Genomic DNA, 24592 nt, shown 5'->3' on the forward strand with positions numbered 1-24592 from the left:
CATCCAGAGGCCCCGCGCAAGAGGGCATCTTGGCTATTCTCCCGGATCTGGCGGTAGTGATGGGAGCCTGCGCCGATCTTATTCGGTCGCGATAGTGGGACTTATATGGTTACCAAACCCCTTCAGACAATCGGGCGAATGGTTACCAGAAGATGAACTCTCAGTTGTCGTCAGTGCGGCGACAACCAGCGGGAGGGGTAAGTAGCCCACTGGAACCGGGATTCGCGGTATCAAAACACCATTAAGGCGTGTTGAGAGCGTTTCTGGCGGCGGCAGCCGTTCGGCGTCCGCGGCGGCCAGATCCACCACGAGGCCGACAACAGCCTCGCCGGCGAACTCGCAACGCCGGATTCCGAGCCCCCGGATCTCGATCAGACCGGCCAGTTCCGGTGCAGGGCGAACCCACAATTGTTCCGCGACTGTGTCGAGATGGACACGGTCGTCACCGACCAAAACCGCCGCCGGGAGCTGTCCCGCACGCCCGGCCAGGATCAGGTCGAACGCCAGCCGCGACTTGCCGGCGCCCGAGGGCCCCCGGATCAGCACGGCATGCCGGCCGACAAGCACCGCGGAGGCGTGGACGGTAGGCTCCGGCGTCATGGTGCCGGCAGCCGGACCACGAAGCGCGCGCCGGCGACCGTCGGCTGACCGTCGGCATCGGCCGGGCCAGGGCGATTCTCGGCCCAGATCCGCCCGCTATGCGCTTCGATGATCTGCTTGGAAATCGACAGGCCCAGTCCGGAGTTCTGGCCAAAGCCCTGATGCGGCCGGTCGGTGTAGAAGCGCTCGAAGATGCGCTCCAGCGCATCCTCGCCGATGCCCGGTCCGTCATCGTCGATCAGGATCTCGATTTCCGACCGTACGCGGCGGCAAACGATGCGCACCTTGCCGCCGGCGGCGGAGAAGGACTGCGCGTTGGACAGCAGGTTGGAAATCACCTGTCCGAGCCGCGAATCGTGGCCGGGCACCGAGAATGCATCGGTCGGGCCGCGGCCTTCGAAGCGAACCTCGACCCCGACGTCGTGTCCGAGCCGGGTTTCGTTGGCAACCGTCGTCAGCGTCGTCAGCAGGCGGCGCAGATCGACCGGCGCCATGTCCTGCCGCTGCAGTTCGGCGTCGAGACGGCTGGCGTCGGAAATATCCGAGATCAGGCGGTCGAGCCGTTTGACGTCGTGCTCGATCACCTCGAGCAGCCGCGCGCGGCTGGTTTCGTTGCGCGCCAAAGGCAGCGTCTCGACCGCCGACCGCAGCGAGGTCAGCGGGTTCTTCAGTTCGTGGGCGACATCGGCGGCGAACATCTCGATCGCCTCGATCCGGCTGTAGAGCGCGTTGGTCATGTCGCGCAGCGCGCCGGAGAGATGGCCGATCTCGTCGCGGCGGCGGGTGAAATCGGGAATCTCGACGCGGGTCTGGATGCGGCGGCGGACGCGCTCGGCGCCGTCGGCCAGCCGTCGCACCGGCCCCGCGATCGTGCTCGCCAGCAGCAATGACAGCACGATCATGACGGCGGAGGCGACGCCGCCGACCTTCAGAATCGCGAGCCGCTCGGCGGTCACCATCTGGTCGATGTCGTCACCCTGCGTCGACAGCATCAGCGCGCCATGGACGGCGCGGAACCGCTGCACCGGCACCGCGACCGAGACGATCACCTCGCCGCGGTCGTTGACGCGCACCATGCTGGTCTTGATGCCGTCAAGCGCCTGCACGACTTCCTGATAGCCCTTGCCGTTCTCGGGCCCGAGTTCGCGGTACAGCGGCAGGTCGCCGCGATTGAGCCAGGTGCGGATCGCGATCATGGCGCGCTCGACGAAGCCCGGCTTCTCCAGCGTTGGCGGCGGCAATTCGAAACGCAGCACGTCGCCGCGGCCATAAAGGTTGCGGCTGTCGAGAATCATGCCGCCGTCGCCGCCATAGATGCGGGCGCGGGTCTTGGTCGGCGAAATCAGCCGCCGCAGCACCGGCGCGACCCGCTCCGGATTGATCGGAAAATCGAGCCCGGAATATTCGTCCGGCACGCCGTAGCTTTCGCCGGGCTTGAGGTCGAGCAGCCGGTCCGGATCGATGGTGATGGTATTGGTTTCGACGGTGGCGGATGCAGCTATAGCGCCGGCAATGATCTCGGCCTGCACCAAGAGGCTCTGCGCGCGGGCGTCGATCAGGCCGGCGCGAAACTGCGAAAGATAGAGGATGCTCGCCACCAGCGCGACGAGGCCCGCCAGATTCAGCGAGACGATGCGCCGGGTGAGGCTCGAGAATGACAGGGCGAAGAAGAACTGCCCGGCCCGTCGCAGCCAATCCAGCGGCCGCCGCCAGCCCTTCGCGGACGGGTTGCCGTCGACAACACCATCCCGATCGAGGGACGACGACGCATCCTCGTGGTTCAGGCCTGGATCAGGCTGCGTTCGATCTAGCAATGGCCAAAACTGCCGGTTGTCTCGACTTACCGTCCCGCGATGCGCGCCGCGCGCATATCCTGCCCGGGCATCCTATCCGAGCCGCGTGGGCGGCGTCAGTTAACAAACCCCGCCAAAAATGCGGATCAGGCTTCCTTGAAGCGATAGCCGACGCCGTACAGCGTCTCGATCATCTCGAAATCGTCGTCGACCACCTTGAACTTCTTGCGCAGCCGCTTGATGTGGCTGTCGATGGTGCGGTCGTCGACATAGACCTGATCGTCATAGGCGGCGTCCATCAGCGCGTTGCGGCTTTTCACCACACCGGGGCGCGTCGCCAGCGCCTGCAGGATCAGAAATTCCGTCACCGTCAGCGTGACCGGCTCGTTCTTCCAGGTGCAGGTGTGACGCTCCGGATCCATCCGTAGCAGGCCGCGGTCCAGAGCACGTGCATCCGGCTCCTTCGGCACAGCGGTCGGATCCTTGGGCTGGCCGCGGCGAAGCACGGCTTTGACGCGTTCGACCAGCAGGCGCTGCGAGAACGGCTTGCGGATGAAATCGTCGGCGCCCATCTTGAGGCCGAACAATTCGTCGATCTCTTCGTCCTTGGAGGTCAGGAAGATCACCGGCAGATCGGATTTCTGCCGCAGCCGCCGCAGCGTCTCCATGCCGTCCATGCGCGGCATCTTGATATCGAGGATCGCCAGATCCGGCGGCGAGGTACGGAAACCGTCGAGCGCCGATGCACCATCCGTGTAGGTCATGATGCGATAGCCTTCGGCTTCGAGCGCAATCGAGACGGAAGTGAGAATGTTGCGGTCGTCATCGACCAGGGCGATTGTGGGCATGAGCCTGCTTTCGAAAGAGACAGTGGCTGAAACGGCGGGCAATCCAGCCATGCGCCGCATAAATGGTCTTCGTATACGGTCAACGAGCAATGCAAGCTGGGCTGAAGTGTGACCGAGTTCCGCAAAAAGCTTCCACGAGCGATGGGTACCCCCATATAGCACCCTCCTTGGCCGGGAAAAGGCCCTTTTTGCAATAAGATGGCTGGATCGTAACGATGGAACTGACCGCGGATTTCAATGCTTCCAGGCTCGCCCGCTCGCTGCTGAGGCGTAGCCGCCAGGGGGCGCTGGCGACCCTGATGCCCGGGAGCGGCGATCCCTATTGCTCACTGGTCAATGTTGCCAGCCGTACCGACGCCTCGCCGATCCTGCTGATCTCGCGGCTGGCGCTGCATACCAGGAACATCCTCGCCGACAACCGGGTGTCGCTGATGCTGGACGAGCGTGCCGCGGGCGATCCGCTGGAGGGCGCCCGGATCATGCTGGCGGGCCGGGCCGAGGAGGCCGCGGGCGAAGCGGCCGGAATGCTGCGCCGGCGCTACCTCAACGCCCATCCGTCGGCGGAAGCCTTTGTCGATTTCAAGGATTTCTCGTTCTTCCGGATCGTCCCGTCCGGCGCCCACCTGGTCGCCGGCTTCGGCCGCATCATCGACCTCACGCCGGTGCAATTCCTGACCGATATCGGCGATGCCGGCGAGCTGCTGGAGGCCGAGCAGGGTGCTGTCGCGCACATGAACGAGGATCACCGCGAGGCGATGAACCTCTATGCCACCAGGCTGCTCGGCGCCGAGAGCGCCGACTGGACCTGCACCGGCTGCGATCCGGATGGCATGGACATGCAGGCTGGCACCGCGACGCTCCGGCTGGATTTCCCGGAGCGGGTCACCAGCGGCACCGCCTTGCGCAAGATGCTGGTGCGTCTTGCCGGGGAGGCGCGGGCGAAGGGCTGATTAACGAGCTCTTGGGTTCGCCGGACCGGCATTGAACGGGCGCGGCTTGTTGCGCGACTTAAGCCAAGCCCGCTTCAGTTTGGCCAACCCAAGTCCGGATCATGAAATCTCGAAATCGTTTGGTATTTTCGCTGTGTCTCGCGCTGCTGTCGAGCACCTGCCTCGGCGCGCCTTCATGGGCGCAGAAGGGAGATGGCGCCGCGCTCAGCGCCAAAATCAATGAGCTCAGCCGAGCCGGGAAATATGCCGACGCGGTGGCGCTGGCGCAGGGACAGGTGGAAAGCCTCGAGAAAAAATTCGGACCCGCCCACCGCGACGTCGGGGCGGCGCTGAACAATCTGGCGCAGCTCTACGACAGTCAGGGCAGGGATGGCGAGGCGGAGCCGCTGTTCAAGCGATCGATCGCGATCCTCGAGAAGACCGCCGGACTGGATTCGCTCGAGATCGCATCCGCATTGAACAATCTGGCGGCGCTGTATCAGCGGCAGGAACGCTATGCCGACGCCGAGCCGCTGTTCAAGCGTGCGCTGGCGATCCGCGAAAAGTCGCTCGGCAGCGGTCATCCTGATTTGGGGCAATCCCTCAACAATCTGGCGACGCTGTACGAAAAGCTGGGCCGCCACGGCGACTCCGAACCGTTGTTCAAACGCGCGCTGGCGATCTATGAAAAGGCGGCGGGTCCGGAGCATCCGGCGGTCGCGACGCTCTTGAACAATCTGGGCCAGGTCGACAAGGTCCAGGGCCGCTATGCCGAGGCCGAACCGCTGATCCGGCGGTCGCTGGCGATCCGCGAGAAAGTACTCGGACGCGACCATCCCGATGTCGCGCGCTCGCTGAATAATCTGGCCGATCTTTGCGAACGGCAGGGCCGTTATGCCGACGCCTTGCCGCTCTACCAGCGGGCAGCCGATATCCGCGAAACAGCCCTCGGCGCCAACCATCCCGATGCCGCGATATCGCTGAACAACCTCGCTTCGCTCTACCAAACGCAAGGCCGCACCGCGGACGCCTTGCCGCTGACCGAGAAGACGCTCGCCGGCGGCCGCGCGCAGTTGCGCGTCGCGCTTCCGGTGCTGCTTGCCGCGCAACAGCAGCAGATCATGCCGGCCGGGCAGGCGCTCGACGATGCCCTCAACGCGGTTCAGGCCGGCACCCAGTCTTCCGCGGCGTCGGCCGTCAACAAGCTTGCGGTGCGACTGGCTGCCGGGTCCGACCGGCTCGCGCAACTGGTACGTCGTGATCAGGATCTCGCCAATGAGGCCGGGACGCTGGACAAGGCGATCGTCGCGGCGGTCTCGAAGGAGCGCGCCAAACGCGACGCGGCTTCCGAGCAGAAGAGCCGCGACCGGCTCACGGCCATTACCGCCGAGCGCGCGAGCCTGCAAAAGACCTTTGCCGTCGAATTTCCCGATTACGCCGCGCTGTCGAATCCGCTGCCGTTGAAGGCAAGGGAGATGCAGGCGCTGCTGTCCGATAATGAAGCGCTGGTGCTGTTCGCGGTTGCGGAGAAAGAAAGCTACGTGTTCGCGATGACGCGCGACCGGGTCGACTGGCGACAGATTCCATTGGGCGCGGAAGCGCTGTCGCAGAAGATTGCGATGTTTCGCCGCGGCCTCGATGTCGGCAACGCGAGTGATGCGTCCGGCAAGTCGGGACTGTTCGATCTGGCGCTTGCCCATGAATTGTACGGAACGCTGCTGGCGCCGGTCGACGCGCTGGTGAAGGACAAGCCGTCGCTCTTGGTCGTGCCATCGGGCGCGTTGACGGCGCTGCCGTTCCATCTGCTGGTGACCGAGAAGCCGGCGGCTGCGATTCCGGATACGTTCGACGGCTATCGGGAAGCCGCCTGGCTTCTCAAACGTCAGGCCGTGTCGGTGCTGCCGTCGGCTGCGAGCCTGAAAACGTTGCGCGTGTTGGCGCGCAAGGAGGAGAGCAGCAAGCCGATGACCGGCTTTGGCGATCCGCTGTTCAACCCCGGTTTGAAGCCCGCCAAAGGCCAGCGCTCCGCCACGACCGCGGCACGGAGTCTCGCAGCCGGCGCCTATACCGACTTCTGGCAGGGCGCCGGCGTCGATCGCGCGCGGCTCGTCGATGCCCTGCCGCAACTGCCGGATACGGCCGACGAGCTCAACGCCGTCGCCAGGGATCTCGGCGTTGCCGCTTCCGATATTCATCTCGGCGAAGACGCCAGCGAAACCACGGTCAAGCGCGCCGCGCTTGCCGATTATGGCATCGTCTATTTCGCGACCCATGGTCTGGTCGCGGGTGATGTGAAGGGTGTTGCCGAACCGTCGCTGGTGCTCAGCATTCCCAAAGTGCCGTCGGAGTTCGACGACGGCCTGCTCACCGCAAGCGAAGTTGCGCAACTGAAACTCAATGCCGACTGGGTGGTGCTGTCCGCCTGCAACACGATTGCAGGCGACAAGCCCGGCGCCGAGGCGTTGTCGGGCCTGGCGCGCGCGTTCTTCTATGCCGGCGCGCGGGCGCTGTTGGTTTCGCATTGGGCGGTCAATTCGGAAGCAGCGACCCGGCTGTCGATATCGACCTTCGATCGCCTCAAGGCCGATCCGAAGCTCGGCCGCGCCGAGGCGCTGCGGCAGGCCATGCTGGCCTATCTCAACGACACGTCCTCGCCGCGAAACGCCTATCCGGCGCTTTGGGCGCCCTTTGCCCTGATTGGCGAGGGGGCACGGTAGTTGTGCGCTGCAGCAAGTCGTCCGCCAAACCTCGCTTGCGGCGGATGGTCGCGCAATCATGAAAGCAAACGAAAGAAATGCGCGGCATCAAGTTGATCCAGATCAACGCCATAGCCGGAATAAACCAAAACCTGCCGGATCGGCTTGGCAAGGGCGGCGTTGCCAAGTATTAGGTCGCCGGACCAAGGCCGGAAGGCTATATTCAGGGTCACCGCGACAGAGCGCGTTTGGCGGCATTCGCGCGATCGAGATACGCGGGTTCGAGGAGGATTCTTCGTGCAAGAGACGGGACTACGCAACGGTGCCTTCGGCGCCGATAAATTCGGCTTAAAAAATCTCAAGACGGTGCATTGGAACCTCGGTGCGCCGCAGCTCTATCAATTCTCGCTGTCGGCGGGTGAGGCGGTTCTATCCGCGGATGGCGCGCTTTGCGCCGACACCGGTGACTTCACCGGCCGCAGCCCGAAGGACAAGTTCACGGTTCGCGACGCGACCACCGAAAAGATGTGGTGGGCCGGCAACCAGTCGATCACGCCGGACCAGTTCTCGGCGCTCTATGCCGACTTCCTCAAGCATGCCGAAGGCATGACGCTGTTCGCGCAGGACCTTTACGGCGGCGCCGATCCGACCTTCCAGATCAAGACCCGGGTCTTCACCGAACTCGCCTGGCACTCGCTGTTCATCCGCACGCTGCTGATCCGGCCCGAAGCTGCGGCGCTGAAGGATTTCGTGCCCGAACTGACCATCATCGATCTGCCGAGCTTCCGCGCCGATCCGAAACGTCACGGCGTGCGTTCGGAGAACGTTGTCGCGATCGATTTCGCCCGCAAGATCGTCCTGATCGGCGGGTCTTATTATGCCGGCGAGATGAAGAAGTCGGTGTTCACCACGCTGAATTACTATCTGCCTGCCAAGGGCGTGATGCCGATGCACTGCTCGGCCAATGTCGGCCCGAACGGCGACAGCGCGATCTTCTTCGGCCTCTCCGGAACCGGCAAGACCACGCTCTCGGCCGATCCGAAGCGGACGCTGATCGGCGACGACGAACATGGCTGGGGCTCCGACGGCATCTTCAACTTCGAAGGCGGCTGCTATGCCAAGTGCATCAAGCTGTCGGCGGAAGCCGAGCCCGAGATCTACGCGGCGAGCAAGCGCTTCGGCGCCGTGCTCGAGAACGTGGTGCTCGACGAGAATACGCGGGTGCCGGATTTCGACGACGGCTCGAAGACCGAAAACACCCGCTCGGCCTATCCGCTCGACTTCATCCCGAACGCTTCGCGCACCGGCCGCGCCGGCCAGCCGAAGAACGTGGTGATGCTGGCGGCTGACGCCTTCGGCGTGCTGCCGCCGATCGCAAGACTTTCGCCGGCGCAGGCGATGTATCACTTCCTGTCCGGTTACACCGCGAAGGTCGCGGGCACCGAGCGCGGCCTCGGCAACGAGCCGCAGCCGGAATTCTCGACGTGCTTCGGCTCGCCGTTCCTGCCGCTCGACCCCTCCGTCTACGGCAACATGCTGCGTGAGCTGATTGCCAAGCACAATGTCGACTGCTGGCTGGTCAACACCGGCTGGACCGGCGGCAAATACGGCACCGGCAGTCGGATGCCGATCAAGGTGACGCGCGCGCTGCTGACCGCGGCGCTCGACGGTAGCTTGCGCAACGTCGAATTCCGCACCGACAAGTATTTCGGTTTCGCGGTGCCGACCGCGTTGCCGGGCGTGCCGAGCGAGATCCTCGATCCGGTCAACACCTGGAAGGACAAGGCCGAGTTCGACAAGACCGCGCGTGCGCTGGTCGGCATGTTCCAGAAGAACTTTGCCAAGTTCGAAGCCCAGGTCGACGCCGATGTCCGCGCCGCCGCGCCGGACCTCAAGCTGGCGGCCGAGTAAGGCTCAATCGTCCATCATTTAAAAAAGGGCGGCTCGGTGAGCCGCCCTTTTTATTTCAGAATGTTTCCAGCGCCATCACGGCAACATCCCGACACGGCGATCAAACCCTCGTTAACCGCGCTCACCTGCAAGTAGCCCATCGCGGATTGCAGGTTAAGGAAAACGTCGACATGGGCGACATCATGAGCATTCTCCAGAGCAGCTACTCCTCGGCGTCGCAGAATACGCCGTCGAACACGCCCTATACCAATGTCGATCCCACGCTCTATCAGGGCACCTGGAACGGCACCTATTCGAACAACCAGAAATTCGAGATCTCCGTCTCGCAGGTCAACGGATTTCGCGCGCAGGTAAAGTATCAGAGCGGTTCGACCGTTCGGTATCAAAGCGTCCTGATCAAGGATAGTTCGTTCCGGATCGGCGACACCAAGTTCACGCTTACGGCGCAGGGGACGGCGACCGTTGGGAACGTGGTCACCGATCCCGCGTCCGGCAATACCAGCCTTGTCCAGGGCAGTGCGGCGCTGGCCAGTTGAGGCTCTTTGTTTTCGCGTTTTCTTTACGCGAACCGGCGTCCACCCCGGATCAAGTCCGGGGCAGGCTTTCACTCGAAAACGCTATTGTCAGGTGTTGTCCGGAAATACAGCGTTGCTCGGCGTCGGACGGTCGGTGATCTGCAATCCGAACAGGCTGCCGATCAGCTCGACCGCCACGCGCGCGGTGCGGCCGCGTTCGTCGAGAAACGGATTGAGCTCGACGATATCGACCGATCGCACCAGACCAGAGTCGTGCAGCAGCTCCATGATGAGATGCGCCTCGCGGTAGGTGGCGCCGCCCGGCACCGTGGTGCCGACGCCGGGGGCCACCGCGGGATCGAGAAAGTCGACGTCGAAGCTGACATGCAGCACGCCGTTCTGCGCCCGCACCCGTTCGATCACCTTGCGGATCAGCACGCCGACGCCGAACTCGTCGATCGCGCGCATGTCGGCGATCGCGACGCGGCGCTCGGCCACCAGTTTCTTTTCCAACGGGTCGATCGAGCGGACGCCGAACAGTTCGATCCGGTCGGGGCCGACAGAAGCGCGCGGCCCGCCGCCGAGCAACCCGTCGAGGCCGGGCTCGCCGGCGAGGAAGGCCGCCGACATGCCGTGCATGTTGCCGGTGATCGTCGTGTCCGGCGTGTTGTAATCGGCGTGGGCATCGAGCCACAGCACGAACAGCGGCCGGCCCTGTTGCTGCCAGTGGCGTGCGACGCCGTTCACCGAGCCCATCGAGAGCGAGTGATCGCCGCCCAGGAAGATCGGGACCGCGCCGGAGCGCGCCAGATCGAAGCTGCGGTCGCTAAGCGCACGGATCCAGGCCTTGATCTCATCGTAAAATCTGGCGTTTGACGGCGCCGGTGCTTCCGCTGGCGCGATGCCGGGCGCTGTCATGTCGCCATGGTCTTCGACGCGAAATCCGAGCTGGTCGAGGATGCGGCCGATGCCTGCGGTTCGCAGCGCCGCTGGCCCCATCAGCGTGCCGGCCTGCGAGGCGCCGATCTCGATGGGGATGCCGAGCAGGGCGATCCGCGACTTGCTTGTGTTGGTTTTGGACATCAGGCCTGACTCTCGATGAAATCGTAGGGTGGGCAAAGCGAAGCGTGCCCACCATTCACAAGACACGATTCAGACGGTGGGCACGGCGCATAGCTCGCCTTTGCCCACCCTACGAAGTGCCGAACAGAATTGCAGGTTCCACTACGCCTTGAAATAGGCGATCTGCGTCGTGGTCGCGAGCAGGCGCCCCGACGGCGACCACAACTCGCCGTTCTGGTCGCCATAGCTCTTGTGGAAAATTTTTGCGTCGGCAACCGCCAGAACCCGCGTGATGTCCTCGGCCTCGAGGTCGCCGGCATCGACGTGGAAGTAAGTCGTGATCGACACCGTGCCGAACGGCACCAGCTCGCGCTTGGCATGAAAGATGCGGCCAAAAAACGCATCCGACATCGACATCAGCGAAAGTGCGTCGATCTTGCGCGGCACGCGATCGCCGATCCACAGTTTGGAGTACGAGTTCGGCGGCGCCGAGCTGGTCGTCGGCCAACTCGGCTCGCCCTCGACAAAGCGGAAATCATACTGCTTGACCCAGGGAGCGGCGATCTTGGCGTAGGGCAGGGTTTGCTCGTACGGTTTGGTATCCGGAAACGGCGCTTGCGCGTGCGACCATGACGGCCGGCGCTCGGCGAACACGGCAGTCGCCAGCGTCGCGACCTCGCCGCCGGCCTGCGTCATCTCGACGCTCCAGTGCTGTGACGAACGGTTGGCCTTGACCAGGCGAACGTCGAGATCGAAGCCGCCTTCCGCGACCGGGGCGCAGAAATTGACGGTGAACGACAGCGGATCGCCGGCACGCTGCGGATGGTCGATCAAGGCGCGCAGGACGGTCGCCGCCGTGCAGCCGCCGAACGGGCCGACAAAGGCCCAGTAGTCCGGGCTGGTCTTGCCCTGCCAGCAACTGTCGCCGGCGGTGACCTGGGTGGCGTCGTCAAAGAGGTGCGGGGTCTTGGTGAGCATGGGGCCTTCTTTTCCGTCATTGCGAGCGAAGCGAAGCAATCCAGAAGCGACAAAGCAAGTATGGATTGCTTCGTCGCTATCGCTCCCTTGCACAAACGCTTCGCGTTTGTTGCAGGCAATGACGATCTTTGTCCAATGCGCAGTATCACGCGCGCTTTGCGAAATTCAATGACGTCGGAAGTAATCGTCATGGCCGGGCTTGTCCCGGCCATCCACGCCTTTCTTGCGGTCCAACAGTAAGACGTGGATGCCCGGCGCAAGGCCGGGCATGACGACGGGACGGAGAGGCTGTACTACCGCATCGCCTCACGCGCCTCCAGCAGGCCGGACGCCGCCGCGCGCACCGGGACGTTCCAGATGTCCTCGGCATATTCGCGGATGGTGCGGTCGGAGGAAAACCACGGCATCCGCGCCACGTTGAGGATCGAGGCGCGGGTCCAGGCCGGCACCACCTGCCAGCGCGCGTCGATGCCGCGCTGCGCTTCGTAATAGGAATCGAAATCGGCACAGACCATGTAGTGGTCGAGATAGCGCAGCATGTGTCCGATCGAAGCGAACCGGGAGGGATCGTCCGGTGCGAACGCACCGCTCTCGATGGCGCGGATCGCGCGTTCCAGCCGCGGCGAGCGGCTGATCACGTCGGTCGCGTCGAGGCCCTGTTTGCGCCGGACCATGACGTCGCCGGCCTCCATGCCGAAGATCGCGATGTTCTCAGGCCCGACATGGTCGCGGATTTCGATGTTGGCGCCGTCCAGCGTGCCGATGGTCAGCGCGCCGTTGAGCGACAATTTCATGTTGCCGGTGCCGGATGCCTCCATGCCCGCGGTCGAAATCTGCTCGGACAGATCGGCGGCGGGGATGATCACTTCGGCCAGGCTGACATTGTAGTTGGCGAGGAACACGACCTTGAGCCGTCCGGCGACCACGGGATCGTTGTTGACGACCTCGGCGACGTCGTTGATCAGCTTGATGATCAGTTTGGCGGTGCGATAGCTCGCGGCGGCCTTGCCGGCGAAGATCTTGATGCGCGGCACCCAGTCGCGCTGCGGCTCGTCCTTGATCGCCTGGTACAGCGCGATGGTCTCGACGATGTTGAGCAGTTGCCGCTTGTATTCGTGGATGCGCTTGATCTGGATGTCGAACAGCGCCGACGGATCGACATTGATGCTGAGCCGCTCGCCGATCAGCCGCGCCAGCGCCAGCTTGTTGTGGTGCTTGACGTCGCGGAAACGCTGCTGGAACGCATTGTCGCTGGCGCGGGCTTCGAGCCGCTCGAACAGCGAGAAATCGTCGAGCACGGCCTCGCCGCAGACCTCGCGCAACAGGCCGGTCAGGCGGGGATTGGCCAGCATCAGCCAGCGGCGGAAGGTGATGCCATTGGTCTTGTTGGTGATGCGGCCGGGATAGAGATGGTTGAGATCGTGAAACACGGTCTCCTTCATCAGGTCGGAATGCATCGCCGAGACGCCGTTGATGCGATGCGAGCCGACGAAAGCGAGCTGTCCCATCCGGACCCTGCGGCCGGACTTTTCGTCGATCAGCGATACCGAGGCGCGGAAATCGATGTCGCCGGGGCAGCGCTGGTCGGCCAGCGCCAGATGCTGGCCGTTGATGCGGTAGATGATTTCGAGATGCCGCGGCAGCAGCCGTTCGAACAACTCGACCGGCCAGGTTTCCAGTGCTTCCGGCAGCAGCGTGTGATTGGTGTAGGACAGCGTGTCGACCGTGATCTTCCACGCCTCGTCCCAGCGGAAGTTGTGCAGGTCGACCAGGATGCGCATCAGCTCGGTGACGGCGAGGCTCGGATGGGTGTCGTTGAGCTGCACCGCGACCTTGGAGGCGAGGCTGCGCAACTGCCCGTCGGAGGCGAGATGCCGCTTGATCAGGTCCTGCAGCGAAGCCGAGACGAAGAAATATTCCTGCCGCAGCCGCAGCTCGCGGCCGGCCGGGCTTTCGTCATTCGGATAGAGGAATTTGCAGATCGATTCCGCGCGCGCTTCCTCGGCGACGGCGCCGAGATAGTCGCCGGTGTTGAAGACGTCCAGCCGCAGCGGATCGGGTGCGCGCGCCGACCATAGCCGCAGCGCGTTGACGTGCTGGCCGCGCCAGCCGACGATCGGCGTGTCGTAGGCGACGGCCTGCACGGTCTCGGTCGGACGCCAGGTGGCGCGATCGCGTCCGCGGTCGTCGACATGCTCGACCTCGCCGCCGAAATGAATGTGATAGATCACCTCCGCCCGCTGGAATTCCCAGGGGTTGCCGAAGCCGAGCCATTCGTCCGGATATTCGTGCTGCACGCCCTGCGAAATGATCTGGCGGAACAGGCCGAAATCGTACCGGATACCGTAGCCGGTGGCGGGGATGGCGAGCGTCGCCATGCTCTCCATGAAGCACGCCGCGAGCCTTCCCAGGCCGCCATTGCCGAGCGCCGCGTCCGGTTCGCATTTGCGTAAATCATCGAGCCCGACGCCGAGGTCGCCGAGGGCTGCCTCGAACACCGGCAGCAGGCCCATATTGTTCAGCGCGTCGGTGAACAGGCGGCCGATCAGGAATTCGAGCGAGAGGTAATAGACGCGCTTGCGGCCGGCGTCGTAGCTCGCCTTTTCGGCCATCAGCCAGCGGTGCACGATGCGGTCGCGCAGCGCCAGCGCGGCGGCCTTGTACCAGTCGCGCTTGGTCGCCATGCCGGCGTCCTTGCCGATCGCCAGCCGGAGCTTGGCGAGGATCGCGCCCTTGATCTCGGCCAGCGCCAGCTCGTCGACCGGCTGGCCGGGCACCGGGTAACTCCCTGGGAATTGTTCTTGCAACGCTTCAATCCCTGCGGTTGAGACTCATACAAACGATACGCGCCTTGCACGACAATCGGAACCGCGGAGGGGGATTGTTGTGCACTGCGCTGGTATGTTTTTATGCAAGGACCGGGCCGATTTCGTGGCCTCCGCGCGATCCGATTTGGTGCTAGGATCGGGCGGGAAAGCCGAGAGATCGCGACAGTTTAGGGAGGAATCGGCCATGAGATTGATGATCGAGATCGCCGCCGCCGTACTGCTGTTATTCTGCATCAGCGCCACCAGCGCCGCCTTCGCTGCGGGCATGGCCGGCAAGAGCGCCGACGGCTTGAGCTGCTCCTTCAGCGTCCCCGCCAACGCCTCGCCCGCCGCGCGCTGTGCGTCGATCAAGCGGCAATGCGGCGGAAAATTCTACCCCAACTATTGCGGCGACAAGCTGCTGTCGGCGATGTGAGGGGATTACGCAGTCCAACCGCTGACCGTCGTCCCGGCGCAGGCCGGGACCCATAACCGGCGCTTTTAGAGCAGATGGGAAAGATCATCCCAATCCAGATTGTTTTCTTCGATCAATCGAATCTTCCACTTGCGCTGCCAATTCTTTAGCTGCTTCTCGCGTGCAATCGCTTCGAGGGCTGTTGCAAACGTCTCCACGTGAACGAGCCGATACACTTTGTACTGCTGCACAAAGCGTGATCCTCGACCAGCGCGATGCAGCTCTAACCGTGCCCGCAGATTATTTGTGACGCCGATGTACAGCGTACCGTGCTGGCCGCTGACGAGGATGTAGACGTAGTAGGCTCTCGCTTTGCTCATCGATGGCACCCATCAAACCGCGGCGGTTATGGGTCCCGGCCTTCGCCGGGACGACGATGAGGGAAAAAGGAACAAATTAAGAACACTTTAGCAAGTACTTGATATATCATTGTGATTCGGCGCAATGCCGACACAATATCTATGGTCTATCCGAGTTTGTGAGGACTACATGTCCACCATCGCCTTCGATCAGTTCGCCCTTACCCGCATCGCCGACTTCGCGCGCTCGCTGTCGCGGCTGCATCAGACCTCGCGCCGGCAGGCCGTCGACGACGACGCCATTGATCGCGAGTTCAACGCCGTCTGCATGTCGGTGTGGGGCTACACCACGGACGATTTCAGCGACGATCTGTTCTCCGTCGCGGACCACGCCTGGCTCGACACGCTGGACGAAGCGCATGCGCGCATCTTCGCCGCCGAGCAGGGCTACGACCTCGTCGACGATCAGGGCATGCTGACCGACTGGTGGGGCTATTGCTGGATGATTCTCGCCGAAAAGCGGGGATTGCTGACGCCGGAAAACCGCGCGGCGTCGCGCGCGGCGATCGAGGAGAAATATCTGTCGGCGCCGAACGTGATCGGCGTCATCGTCGGAAGGTAGTTTCCGCCGTAATTGCGCTCATTCGGGCGACGAGCCTACTTTGCATGGGGTTGTTTTCGAAATTTTGTATCGGTCGTGCGGTGCCTATTGCGCTTCCGCCCGCTTCGCCGGTTTCGACGCAGCCGTCTTCGGCACCACCGATGCCGGCAGCGCCACTTCGCGGCTGGCTTCGGGCATGACGGTGTCGCGAACCATTTCGGCGCTGACGGGCGCGACCCTCATTTCACCGAGCCGCGCGCGGACATCCGCCGTCAAACCGGGGTAGCTCGCGACCGGCGTGAATTCCGCGGTCTGCTCGGCGCCGAGCCGGACGCCGGTATAGGCGACCAGACCGTCGGTGGTGGCGACGACGTCGCCGGAGCGCAGCGAGGTGTCGAGCGTCAGGTCAACCGGCGCCAGGCCGGAGGGATTTCGTCCGTTGCAGGTGCAATCGGCGCGCAGCGCCTTGCGGTAGGCGAAGGCGTTTTCGCTGTCCGCATAGCGCTCGCCATTGCTGGATGCCGCGCCGTCGATATGGCTGCCGTAGAACACCTTGGTGGCGCTGGCGGGACAGAACGCCTGGCAGGTCTGAACCGCCGAGGCGTTGCCGCGCATCGTCAGCGGAAAATATTTGCCATCACAGCTTCGGACACAGAAGGCAGGTCCGGAGCCGGCCACGCGCTGCGTCGGCGCAGGCTGTGGTGCCGGCTGGTTATTGCCAAACGGATCGGCGAAGAAGCTGGCCTGGGGCGGGGCAGGCCGCGCCTGCTGTTTCTGGGCGCCGCCGAAAAACATGTCGAACAGGCCTTCGGCAGAAACACTGCCGGGGGCCAGCGTGAGCGATCCCGCTATCGCGGCGGCAACAAGCGTCGCGCGGCGCCGCACGCGCAAAAAAGCCAACTCTGTACGCAACGCTAACTCCACCCAACGCAACAAAACGCGCCGAAGCACAACAGGCCTCAGTGTGATTCACCATAAAAGCGGATGGTAAACGAGCGGTGCACGGCGCGCGGGGGGTGAAAAAGAAATGCGGGCGAGGGAGGTTGGGCTTCTTCGCTCTTCGTCATGCCCGGGCTTGACCCGGGCATCTACGTTCTTGCTTCATTGACGCACCAAAATCGTGGATGGCCGGGTCAAGCCCGGTCATGACGGCAGAGGGATTGCCGCGGGATTACGAGTCCTTCAAAAACTCGCCGGCCTTGTAGAGCGAGCGAAACGCAATGCCGGCTTCGGCGAACATTTCGGTCGCCCCCTCTTCGCGGTCGACCATCGTGAAGACCAGCACGATCTCGCCGCCGGCGTCGCGCACGGCTTCGACCGCCTTCAGCGCCGAGCCGCCGGTCGTGGTGACGTCCTCGACGATCACGATGCGCTTGCCCTGCAGGCTCTCGCCCTTGGCGAGGCCTTCTACGGCGAGACGCGCGCCGTGCTCCTTCGGCTTCTTGCGCACGAAGAACGCGGCGATCGGATGGCCCTTGAGCCACGACAGTTGCGCGATCGCACCGGCCAGCGGCACCGCGCCCATTTCCAGCCCGCCGACGTAATCGAGATTGTCGTCCTTCAGCGCTTCATAAGTCAGTTCCGCCAGGAGCGCAGCACCCTCGGGGTCGAGCATGGTCGGCTTGAGGTTGAAGTAGAAGTCGCTCTTGCGGCCCGAGGCCAGCGTGATCTCACCGCGGCCGAACGAACGCTTGCGGATGATCTCGGCGAGTCGGGCGCGGGAAGCTGATTTGGACAAGGTTTTACTCGGCGTTTTGAGGTGGCGCGCAATCTATCGGTGCTGACAGGGACATTCCAGAGCCGATCTGCGCCGTCAACAGGGTACCGCGAGACGCAGGCGCGGCCCGCGCACAGCGCAGTTGTAGAGCGGCGAGGTTCCGCGCTACGGGAGGTCAAAGCCTTTGTTGGGGAAGCCGGAAATGACCATCGAACTGCATACCTGGAACACGCCGAACGGCCGCAAGATCTCGGTCGCGTTGGAGGAGATGGGGCTGCCCTACAAGGTGTTTCCGGTGAACATCAGCAAGGGCGAGCAGATGGCGCCTGCCTTCCTCAAGATCAGCCCGAATAACCGGATCCCGGCGATCGTCGATCCCGACGGCCCCGACGGCAAGCCGGTCAGCGTGTTCGAATCCGGGGCGATTTTGCTTTATCTCGGCGAGAAGACCGGAAAATTCCTGCCGAAACCGCTGGCCGATCGCATCCCGGTCTATGAGTGGCTGATGTGGCAGATGGGCGGGTTCGGGCCGATGCCGGGCCAGGTGCATCATTTCATCGCGCTGGAGCACGAAACCGACCGCGCCTACGGCCTGAAGCGCTATATGGCCGAGACCCGCCGCCTCTATGGCGTGCTGGACCGGCGGCTGGCGGGCCGCGAGTTCGTCGCCGACGCGTTGTCGGTCGCGGATTTCGCGATCCTCGGCTGGGCCTGGCGCCACCCGCGCCACAAGGTCGAGCTGAAGGATTTTCCCAATGTCGAGCGCTGGTACAACGCCCTGATGGCGCGCCCGGCGACCAGGCGCGGCATGGAAGCGAAGCTGGATTGAGTTCTGGGCGTCATTGCCGGGAGCCGGACGGGCAGAGCGATGCAAATTGATCGCAAGTCATTATCCGATCGACTCGCTGCTTTTCCCCGCCTGGGGTTGGCCAGTTTGCCGACGCCTCTCGAGCCGATGAAGCGACTGACATCTTTCCTTGGTGGACCGCGGCTGTGGGTCAAGCGCGAAGACGCTACCGGCCTCGGTTTTGGCGGCAATAAGTTGCGCAAGCTGGACTACGTCCTGCATGAGGCACTTGCCCGTGGTGCCGATACGATCGTGTCAGGTGGCGTTGTGCAATCGAATAGCCAAAGACAGGTTGCTGCGGCCGCGGCAAAGCTCGGCCTCGCATGCCATCTTGCGGTCTACCATGGCCGGCTCGAACCACCGACGCCGGAATACAGGACCTCGGGCAACGCGTTTCTCAATCGGTTGTTCGGCGCGCAGCTCCATGAAGTGCCGTGGACCGGTGACCGTAACGCAGCCATTCGCACGCTGGTCGGCGACCTCGAAGCGAAGGGCCACAAGCCGTACTTTGTGCCATACGGGGTGTCGAATGCCCTGGGCGCCGTCGCTTATGCCACGACGATTTCAGAGATCGAACCGCAGGCAACGCTATTGGGCTTCGTGCCAAACGCTATCGTGCACTGCACCGGAAGCGCCGGCACGCAGGCCGGTCTCGTGGCCGGTGCCGCCGTGGCAATGCCGAACACGCGGATCGTGGGAATTGATATCGACGCCGAGCCCGTGCGGGTGCGAGCCGATGTCGTGGCGTTCGCGCGCGAGGCGTCCAATCTGCTTGATGTACCGTTCGACGAAGCCGCGGTGGAGGTCGTCGCAGGGCATGCGGGACCCGCCTATGGCGTTCCGCATGAAGCCACAATCGAAGCGATCCGACTTGCAGGCCAGCTTGAGGCCCTCCCGCTTGATCCGGTCTATTCGGGCAAGGGACTCGCAGGATTGATCGCCCTGATCCGCCAGGGGCGCTGGCGCAAGGACGAGGATGTCGTCTTCCTGCACACAGGCGGCGCGCCGGCGCTGTTCGCCTACCAGAGCGTGCTCGGTATCTGAACCGGGCGTTAGCTAAGAGCGAGCTTCGCTCGTCTCGACCCCCGCAAGCGGGAGAGGCAAGAAAGGCCGCGCTACGCCTTCCGCGTCTCCAGCGCCATCCGCACCGCCAGGCCCGCCAGCACCGTCCCCATCAGCCAGCGCTGCACCAACAGCCAGGTCGGGCGGGTGCCGAGAAACATCGCGATCGATCCGGCGGTGAGCGCGATTACGGCATTGATGCCGACGCTGATGACTGTCTGGATCGTGCCCAGCACCAGCGATTGCGTCAGCACGCTGCCGACAGCGGGATCGATGAACTGCGGCAGCAGTGCCAGATACAACATTGCGATCTTGGGGTTCAGCAGGTTGGTGACGAAGCCCATCGCGAACAGTTTGCGCGGGCCGTCGACCTTCAATTGCTTCACCTGAAACGGCGAACGGCCGCCCGGCTTCAGCGCCTGCCACGCCATCCACAACAGACAGGCCGCACCGGCAAACCGCAGCGCGTCATAGGCGTAGGGCACCGCGAACAACAGCGCGGTGATGCCGAACGCCGCGCACAGCATGTAGAATACGAAACCGAGCGCCACGCCGCCGAGCGACACGATCCCCGCCGCGGGGCCCTGCGTCAGCGAGCGCGAGATCAGATAGATCATGTTCGGCCCCGGCGTCAGCACCATGCCGAGCGAGACCAGGGCGAAACCGAGCAGCGTGGCAATGTGAGGCATGGCAGACTCGCGCGAGGGGATGTGCGCGTTCTAGCGCGTCGGCAGTCGCGCTGTCATTTCGGAAATTGCTCCGAGGACATTTCTGGATGCGGTCGCAGTCTGCTCCCTCGCCCCCGCTCTTGCGGGGTCGAGACGAGCGAGGCTCGCTCTTAGAGGGTTGGGGTGAGGGGCTCTGTCGGCGACTTCAGAACGTTGTGAGACCTGTACCCCCTCACCCGGATCACATCTGCGATGTGATCCGACCTCTCCCCGCAAGCGGGGCGAGGTAAGAGCTAATGCGCCTCGTCCCAATTGTTCGCCGCCCGCGCGTCTACCTGCAGCGGCACCGAGAGCAGCACCGCGGGGAACGGCGCGTCCTGCATGACGTGCTGCACCACCGGCAGCGTCGCCGCCACCTCCTTGTCGGGCACTTCGAAGATCAGTTCGTCGTGGACTTGCAACAGCATCTGCGCCGAGAGGTTCTTTTCGGCGAGCGCGTCTTCCATCCGGGTCATGGCGCGGCGGATGATGTCGGCCGCAGAGCCCTGCAATCGCGCGTTGATCGCGGCGCGCTCGTTGAAGGCGCGATGCGAGGCGTTGGAGGCCCTGATATCGGGGTAATGACATTTCCGCCCGAACAGCGTCTCAACGTAGCCGTTGGCGCGGCAGAAATCGCGCGTCGCATCCATGTAGGCGCGGATGCCCGGAAAGCGCTCGAAATACTTCTTGATGTAGGCGGAAGCTTCCTCGCGGGCGATGCCGAGCTGGTTGGCCAGACCGAACGCCGAGATGCCGTAGATGATGCCGAAATTGATCGCCTTGGCCCGGCGCCGCACCTCGCTCGGCATGTCCTTGATCGGCACGCCGAACATTTCGGACGCCGTCATGGCGTGAATGTCGAGCCCGTCGCGGAACGCCTGCTTCAGCACCGGGATGTCGGCGATCTCGGCCAGCAGCCGCAATTCGATTTGGGAATAATCCGCCGACACCAGCTTGTGGCCGGGCGTGGCGACAAAGGCGCGGCGGATCTTGCGGCCGTCCTCGGTACGAACAGGAATGTTCTGCAGGTTGGGCTCGTTGGACGAGAGGCGCCCCGTGGTGGTCGCCGCTAGCGCGTAGGTGGTGTGCACGCGATGGGTCTGCGGATGAACATATTCCGGCAGCGCATCGGTATAGGTCGATTTCAGTTTCGATACCTGCCGCCACTCCAGAATCTTCTTCGGGAATTCGTGGCCCTGCTCGGCGAGTTCGTCGAGCACCTGCGCCGAGGTCGACCATGCCCCGGTCTTGGTCTTGCTGCCGCCCGGCAATCCCATCTTGCCGAAGATGATGTCGCCGAGCTGCTTCGGACTGCCGACATTGATCGGCTCGCCCGCGATTTCCTGAATTTCAGCCTCGACCCGTGCCGCGGTCTGGGCGAATTCGCCCGACAGCCGCGACAAGACCTGTCGGTCGATCGAGATGCCGCGCCGCTCCATTCGCGCCAGCACGCTGACCAGTGGCCGCTCCAGCGTCTCGTAGACCACGTTCATGTGCTCGGCGACGAGGCGCGGCTTCAACAGCCGCGACAGCCGCCAGATCACGTCGGCGATCTCGGCCGAGTATTCGGTCGCTCTGTCGATCGCGACCTGATCGAAGCCGAGCTTGTTCTTGCCGCTGCCGACAAGATCGCCGTAGGCAATCATGGCATGGCCGAGCCAGCGTTCGGCCAGCGCATCGAGCGCATGCGAATTGCGCCCGGCATCGAGCGCGTAGGACATCAACTGGGCGTCGTCGAGGTCGCGCACGGTGATGCCGTGCTGTGCCAGCATCACGGCGTTGAACTTGATGTTGAAGCCGATCTTGAGAACCCCGGCCGACTCCAGCAGCGGCTTCAGCGCCGCCAGTGCATCGGCGGCCTTGATCTGGTCCGGCGCGAGGCCGGCGTCGAACAGGCCGGCACCGCCGCCGGACTGCTTGTGGGCCAGCGGTACGTAGCAGGCATCGTTCGGCCCCAGCGCCAGCGCGATGCCGATGATGTCGGACTGCATCGGGTCGTCGGTATTCGCCTGGGCATCGATCGCAAATGTGCCGGCGTCCCAGGCTCTGATGATCCAGGCCTTGAGTTCGTCGAGGCTGCGGACGGTCTTGTACTTGGTCCGATCGACCGGCAGTTTACGCGCCGCCTCTGCGCGGGCGGCGGCAAGCGAAATCGGCGTGCCCTTGACGCTCGCGGCCTTGTCCTGCCTGTCGGCGCCGGGCTTGGCGGTAGCGGGCGGGCTCGCAAACAGGTCGCCGGTGGCGCCGCCGGCCTTGGCCGCGGCAGGCGAAGGCGAGGCGGCATTGGCGCCGCCGGCCTTGGCCGCGGCAGGCGAAGGCGAGGCGGCATTGGCGCCGCTCTTGCTGGCCGCATCCGCTTCCACATCGGAAGGGTCGATCTGCGAATAGTCGGCGACGCGGCGGGTCAGGGTGGAGAATTCCATCGCCTTGAGGAAGGCGATCAGCTTGCGCGCGTCAGGCTCGTGCACCGCGAGTTCGTCGAGCGGCACGTCGAGCGCGACCTTGTCGTCGAGCAGCACGAGTTTTCGCGAAATCCGCGCCTTCTCGGCGTTCTCGATCAGGGCTTCGCGGCGCTTCGGCTGCTTGATCTCGCCGGCGCGCTTCAGCAGCGTTTCGAGGTCGCCATATTCGACGATCAGTTGTGCCGCGGTCTTGATGCCGATACCGGGCACGCCGGGCACGTTGTCGGTGGAATCGCCGGCCAGCGCCTGCACCTCGACGACCTTCTCGGGCGGTACGCCGAACTTTTCGATCACCTCTGCGATGCCGATGCGGCGGTCTTTCATGGTGTCGTACATGGTCACCTTGTCGGTGACGAGCTGCATCAGATCCTTGTCTGACGATACGATGATCGCGGTGGCGCCGCGTTCGCCGGCCTCGCGGGCGTAGGTCGCGATCAGGTCGTCGGCCTCGAAGCCGCCTTGTTCCAGGCAGGGCAGGTCGAAGGCGCGCACGGCGTCGCGGATCAACCCGAATTGCGGGATCAGATCGTCCGGCGCCGGCGGCCGGTGCGCCTTGTAATCCGGATAAAGCTTGTTGCGGAAGGTGATCTCCGACTTGTCGAAAATGATCGCCAGGTGGGTCGGCCGGTTATCCTCGGGCATGTCGCGCAACAGCTTCCACAGCATGTTGCAGAAGCCGAGCACGGCATTGACCTGCAGTCCGTCGGATTTGCGGTTCAGCGGCGGCAGCGCGTGATAGGCGCGGAAAATGTAGGAGGAACCGTCGACCAGAAAGACATGGTCGCCCTTCTTGAGGGATTTGACGGCGTCGGGCTTTGCGGCGGCTTTGGGGGCTGTTTTCGGCATGGCCGAAATTTAGGGATTTTTGCGCGGGATTGACAGCCTTGGGGACGGGTTTTTGCGTCCAATACACACCGTCATCGTCAGCGAACGCGGCTTGGGGAAACCTACTCCGCCGCTTGCAGCGCCGGTTCCGGCTTTTTCGGCGCGATCCAGAATGCGTCGGGACGCTCGAACAGGAAGTTGGCGTGCAGTGCCAGTGCCAGCCGCCAGATCGCCAGTGCGCCGGCGACGCCTGCGATAGTCACGATCAGCGAGACCGTGCCGATGTCGCCGATCAGCCCGCTGCGCAGCAGCAGCGTGCGGGTCGCCGCCATCGGCAGGAAGAAGGCGAGATAGATGACGATGGAATGTTCGCCGCAATAGCGCAGGAAGTTGAGCCGGTGCGCCCGCGCCAGCAGCGTGCCGATCACGATGATGGCGCAGGCTCCCGCAAACCCGAGCGCCAGCGAAACGAGGGGCCACTCGCTGATATCAGATGCGACCAGACCGCCATTGACGAGCGCCCACAGCGCCAGCCCTGCGAGAGCGAGCGCAGGCCGCGCCCGCGCCCGGTCCGACAGCGCGAACACGTAAGCGGCAGCCCAATAGCCGGAATAGAAATAGACGAAGCGCGCGCAGAATTCGTCGACCACGGTCCAGCCGGTGGCGATATGCGCCGTCTCGAGTGCCGCTGCCACGAGCCAGATCGCCAGCGGCGGGATTCGGCGTGACAGTTTCGTGACGACGAAGAAGATCGGCAGCAGATAAATGAACCACAAGGTGCCGAACGGCTCGATAAAGGATTCCAGATACAGGTAGCCGACATGATGCCAGCTGGTTTCGGCGGCAAACGATGGCGCCTTGAAGCCGAACTGGATCGTCACCCACAGCAGGTAGAAATAGGCGAAGTGGACGACCTTGCGGTCGAGATAGGTGCGCCAGTCGCGGTCGATCACGACGGAGAGGAAAAGCCCTGAAATCAGGAAGAAATCCGGCATCCGGAACGGTTTGGCGAACATCACGAACAGGTGCATGAAACCGGTCTGGCCGGCCGCGGCCTCCACGCCCAGCACCGAATGCATCATCACGACCATGACGATGCATACGCCCTTGGCATAGTCGACCCAATCGACACGGACGGGCCGCGCGGCTGCCCCCGCAAATGCGGGACGCTCTGACATAGCGGATGTGCCGTTTATGGTCATCAATGCCTCTTTTCGGCGCGGTAAACCGGCATCATCTGCCTGATCGGTTTCTTTCTCCTTTATTCATACGAATGACATGCCGGTTCGGCGGCTTTTCCGGATTCCCCTTTGCCCGCAAATGTTTTAAGAGGCGACGCAAAGCTGAACGGGCGTTAACCACCACAGAGCGTTTTCGAGCGAAATCGATGCCGGCTCGGGTAAAGAAAACGCTTCAAACAAGGGCTGAAGACCAAGGTTCTGATCTGGTCAGACCGGT

The 24592-nt window shown here is 63.7% G+C and carries 20 protein-coding genes; 8 read left to right on the forward strand and 12 right to left on the reverse strand.

Translation table 11 applies throughout. The features are described 5' to 3' along the window. Nucleotides 1–78: 78 nt before the first annotated feature. From BLR13_RS20395 to BLR13_RS20405, 3 genes are all read right to left on the reverse strand, one after another. Nucleotides 79–600 (reverse strand): HPr kinase/phosphorylase, encoded by a 522-nt coding sequence (locus tag BLR13_RS20395; protein WP_074820172.1) that lies wholly within the window; start codon nt 598–600, stop codon nt 79–81. After that, entirely contained in the window at nt 597–2414 is a 1818-nt protein-coding gene (locus BLR13_RS20400) for a sensor histidine kinase (RefSeq protein WP_074820171.1), read from the reverse strand. The genes BLR13_RS20395 and BLR13_RS20400 overlap by 4 nt, the downstream gene beginning before the upstream one ends. A 125-nt stretch (nt 2415–2539) precedes the next feature. Further along, nucleotides 2540–3241, reverse strand: a complete 702-nt coding sequence (locus BLR13_RS20405) for a response regulator transcription factor (RefSeq protein WP_027541437.1) — start codon at nt 3239–3241, stop codon at nt 2540–2542. 215 nt (nt 3242–3456) lie between these two features. Here BLR13_RS20405 and BLR13_RS20410 point away from each other — a divergent pair, with 215 nt between their 5' ends. From BLR13_RS20410 to BLR13_RS20425, 4 genes are all read left to right on the forward strand, one after another. Beyond that, the gene (locus BLR13_RS20410; protein WP_074820170.1) at nt 3457–4191 is read left to right on the forward strand and encodes a HugZ family protein; all 735 of its coding nucleotides are present in this window, start codon (nt 3457–3459) and stop codon (nt 4189–4191) included. Between the two features lie 101 nt (nt 4192–4292). Beyond that, entirely contained in the window at nt 4293–6887 is a 2595-nt protein-coding gene (locus BLR13_RS20415; protein WP_074820168.1) for a CHAT domain-containing tetratricopeptide repeat protein, read from the forward strand. Between the two features lie 276 nt (nt 6888–7163). Further along, nucleotides 7164–8777, forward strand: coding sequence for a phosphoenolpyruvate carboxykinase (locus BLR13_RS20420; protein ID WP_074820166.1), 1614 nt, complete (start codon nt 7164–7166; stop codon nt 8775–8777). A gap of 170 nt (nt 8778–8947) precedes the next feature. Continuing rightward, a complete protein-coding gene (locus BLR13_RS20425; RefSeq protein WP_074820164.1) occupies nt 8948–9313 on the forward strand; it encodes a hypothetical protein in 366 nt (121 codons plus the stop codon). 87 nt (nt 9314–9400) lie between these two features. On the opposite strand, the gene rocF is transcribed toward BLR13_RS20425, so the two are convergent. The 3 genes from rocF to BLR13_RS20445 all read right to left on the reverse strand — a co-directional run bounded on the left by rocF (nt 9401) and on the right by BLR13_RS20445 (nt 14139). Next, a complete protein-coding gene (rocF, locus tag BLR13_RS20430) occupies nt 9401–10375 on the reverse strand; it encodes an arginase (protein ID WP_074820161.1) in 975 nt (324 codons plus the stop codon). Nucleotides 10376–10516: 141 nt separating this feature from the next. Further along, complete coding sequence (locus tag BLR13_RS20435) at nt 10517–11332, reverse strand: acyl-CoA thioesterase (protein ID WP_074820159.1); 816 nt, start codon at nt 11330–11332, stop codon at nt 10517–10519. A 293-nt stretch (nt 11333–11625) separates the two neighbouring features. Continuing rightward, entirely contained in the window at nt 11626–14139 is a 2514-nt protein-coding gene (locus BLR13_RS20445) for a glycogen/starch/alpha-glucan phosphorylase (protein WP_074820156.1), read from the reverse strand. A 205-nt stretch (nt 14140–14344) separates the two neighbouring features. Here BLR13_RS20445 and BLR13_RS20450 point away from each other — a divergent pair, with 205 nt between their 5' ends. Further along, complete coding sequence (locus BLR13_RS20450; RefSeq protein ID WP_074820152.1) at nt 14345–14575, forward strand: hypothetical protein; 231 nt, start codon at nt 14345–14347, stop codon at nt 14573–14575. 65 nt (nt 14576–14640) lie between these two features. Here BLR13_RS20450 and BLR13_RS20455 read toward each other — a convergent pair whose 3' ends face one another. Beyond that, on the reverse strand, nt 14641–14934 hold the full coding sequence (locus BLR13_RS20455) for a GIY-YIG nuclease family protein (protein ID WP_074820150.1): 294 nt from the start codon (nt 14932–14934) through the stop codon (nt 14641–14643). Nucleotides 14935–15103: 169 nt separating this feature from the next. Here BLR13_RS20455 and BLR13_RS20460 point away from each other — a divergent pair, with 169 nt between their 5' ends. Further along, nucleotides 15104–15535 (forward strand): hypothetical protein, encoded by a 432-nt coding sequence (locus BLR13_RS20460; protein ID WP_074820148.1) that lies wholly within the window; start codon nt 15104–15106, stop codon nt 15533–15535. A gap of 84 nt (nt 15536–15619) precedes the next feature. Here BLR13_RS20460 and BLR13_RS20465 read toward each other — a convergent pair whose 3' ends face one another. Further along, nucleotides 15620–16426 carry a DUF2865 domain-containing protein gene (locus BLR13_RS20465; RefSeq protein WP_244524907.1) on the reverse strand — a complete coding sequence of 269 codons (807 nt, stop codon included), beginning with the start codon at nt 16424–16426 and terminating at the stop codon, nt 15620–15622. Nucleotides 16427–16685: 259 nt separating this feature from the next. Then, the gene (gene pyrE / locus BLR13_RS20470) at nt 16686–17252 is read right to left on the reverse strand and encodes an orotate phosphoribosyltransferase (RefSeq protein WP_074820146.1); all 567 of its coding nucleotides are present in this window, start codon (nt 17250–17252) and stop codon (nt 16686–16688) included. 181 nt (nt 17253–17433) lie between these two features. On the opposite strand from pyrE, the gene BLR13_RS20475 reads away from it, so the two are divergent. Next, nucleotides 17434–18060, forward strand: a complete 627-nt coding sequence (locus BLR13_RS20475; protein WP_074820145.1) for a glutathione S-transferase family protein — start codon at nt 17434–17436, stop codon at nt 18058–18060. 39 nt (nt 18061–18099) lie between these two features. Then, entirely contained in the window at nt 18100–19122 is a 1023-nt protein-coding gene (locus tag BLR13_RS20480; RefSeq protein ID WP_074820143.1) for a D-cysteine desulfhydrase family protein, read from the forward strand. Nucleotides 19123–19193: 71 nt separating this feature from the next. Here BLR13_RS20480 and BLR13_RS20485 read toward each other — a convergent pair whose 3' ends face one another. The 3 genes from BLR13_RS20485 to BLR13_RS20500 form a co-directional block, all read right to left on the reverse strand. Beyond that, a complete protein-coding gene (locus BLR13_RS20485) occupies nt 19194–19829 on the reverse strand; it encodes a LysE family translocator (RefSeq protein WP_074820140.1) in 636 nt (211 codons plus the stop codon). A 272-nt stretch (nt 19830–20101) separates the two neighbouring features. Further along, the gene (gene polA / locus BLR13_RS20495; protein ID WP_074820136.1) at nt 20102–23155 is read right to left on the reverse strand and encodes a DNA polymerase I; all 3054 of its coding nucleotides are present in this window, start codon (nt 23153–23155) and stop codon (nt 20102–20104) included. Between the two features lie 101 nt (nt 23156–23256). After that, a complete protein-coding gene (locus tag BLR13_RS20500; protein ID WP_074820135.1) occupies nt 23257–24336 on the reverse strand; it encodes an acyltransferase family protein in 1080 nt (359 codons plus the stop codon). Nucleotides 24337–24592 lie beyond the last annotated feature (256 nt).

Origin of the sequence: Bradyrhizobium ottawaense, assembly GCF_900099825.1 — a bacterium.
Taxonomy (GTDB): domain Bacteria; phylum Pseudomonadota; class Alphaproteobacteria; order Rhizobiales; family Xanthobacteraceae; genus Bradyrhizobium; species Bradyrhizobium ottawaense_A.

What these genes read in the sequence shown, in the direction of transcription:
- BLR13_RS20395 (WP_074820172.1), bottom strand. Translation starts at nt 600, where the DNA reads ATGACGCCGGAGCCTACCGTCCACGCCTCCGCGGTGCTTGTCGGCCGG.
- BLR13_RS20405 (WP_027541437.1), bottom strand. Translation starts at nt 3,241, where the DNA reads ATGCCCACAATCGCCCTGGTCGATGACGACCGCAACATTCTCACTTCC.
- BLR13_RS20410 (WP_074820170.1), top strand. Translation starts at nt 3,457, where the DNA reads ATGGAACTGACCGCGGATTTCAATGCTTCCAGGCTCGCCCGCTCGCTG.
- BLR13_RS20415 (WP_074820168.1), top strand. Translation starts at nt 4,293, where the DNA reads ATGAAATCTCGAAATCGTTTGGTATTTTCGCTGTGTCTCGCGCTGCTG.
- BLR13_RS20425 (WP_074820164.1), top strand. Translation starts at nt 8,948, where the DNA reads ATGGGCGACATCATGAGCATTCTCCAGAGCAGCTACTCCTCGGCGTCG.
- rocF (WP_074820161.1), bottom strand. Translation starts at nt 10,375, where the DNA reads ATGTCCAAAACCAACACAAGCAAGTCGCGGATCGCCCTGCTCGGCATC.
- BLR13_RS20435 (WP_074820159.1), bottom strand. Translation starts at nt 11,332, where the DNA reads ATGCTCACCAAGACCCCGCACCTCTTTGACGACGCCACCCAGGTCACC.
- BLR13_RS20450 (WP_074820152.1), top strand. Translation starts at nt 14,345, where the DNA reads ATGAGATTGATGATCGAGATCGCCGCCGCCGTACTGCTGTTATTCTGC.
- BLR13_RS20455 (WP_074820150.1), bottom strand. Translation starts at nt 14,934, where the DNA reads ATGAGCAAAGCGAGAGCCTACTACGTCTACATCCTCGTCAGCGGCCAG.
- BLR13_RS20460 (WP_074820148.1), top strand. Translation starts at nt 15,104, where the DNA reads ATGTCCACCATCGCCTTCGATCAGTTCGCCCTTACCCGCATCGCCGAC.
- BLR13_RS20475 (WP_074820145.1), top strand. Translation starts at nt 17,434, where the DNA reads ATGACCATCGAACTGCATACCTGGAACACGCCGAACGGCCGCAAGATC.
- BLR13_RS20480 (WP_074820143.1), top strand. Translation starts at nt 18,100, where the DNA reads ATGCAAATTGATCGCAAGTCATTATCCGATCGACTCGCTGCTTTTCCC.
- BLR13_RS20485 (WP_074820140.1), bottom strand. Translation starts at nt 19,829, where the DNA reads ATGCCTCACATTGCCACGCTGCTCGGTTTCGCCCTGGTCTCGCTCGGC.
- polA (WP_074820136.1), bottom strand. Translation starts at nt 23,155, where the DNA reads ATGCCGAAAACAGCCCCCAAAGCCGCCGCAAAGCCCGACGCCGTCAAA.
- BLR13_RS20500 (WP_074820135.1), bottom strand. Translation starts at nt 24,336, where the DNA reads ATGACCATAAACGGCACATCCGCTATGTCAGAGCGTCCCGCATTTGCG.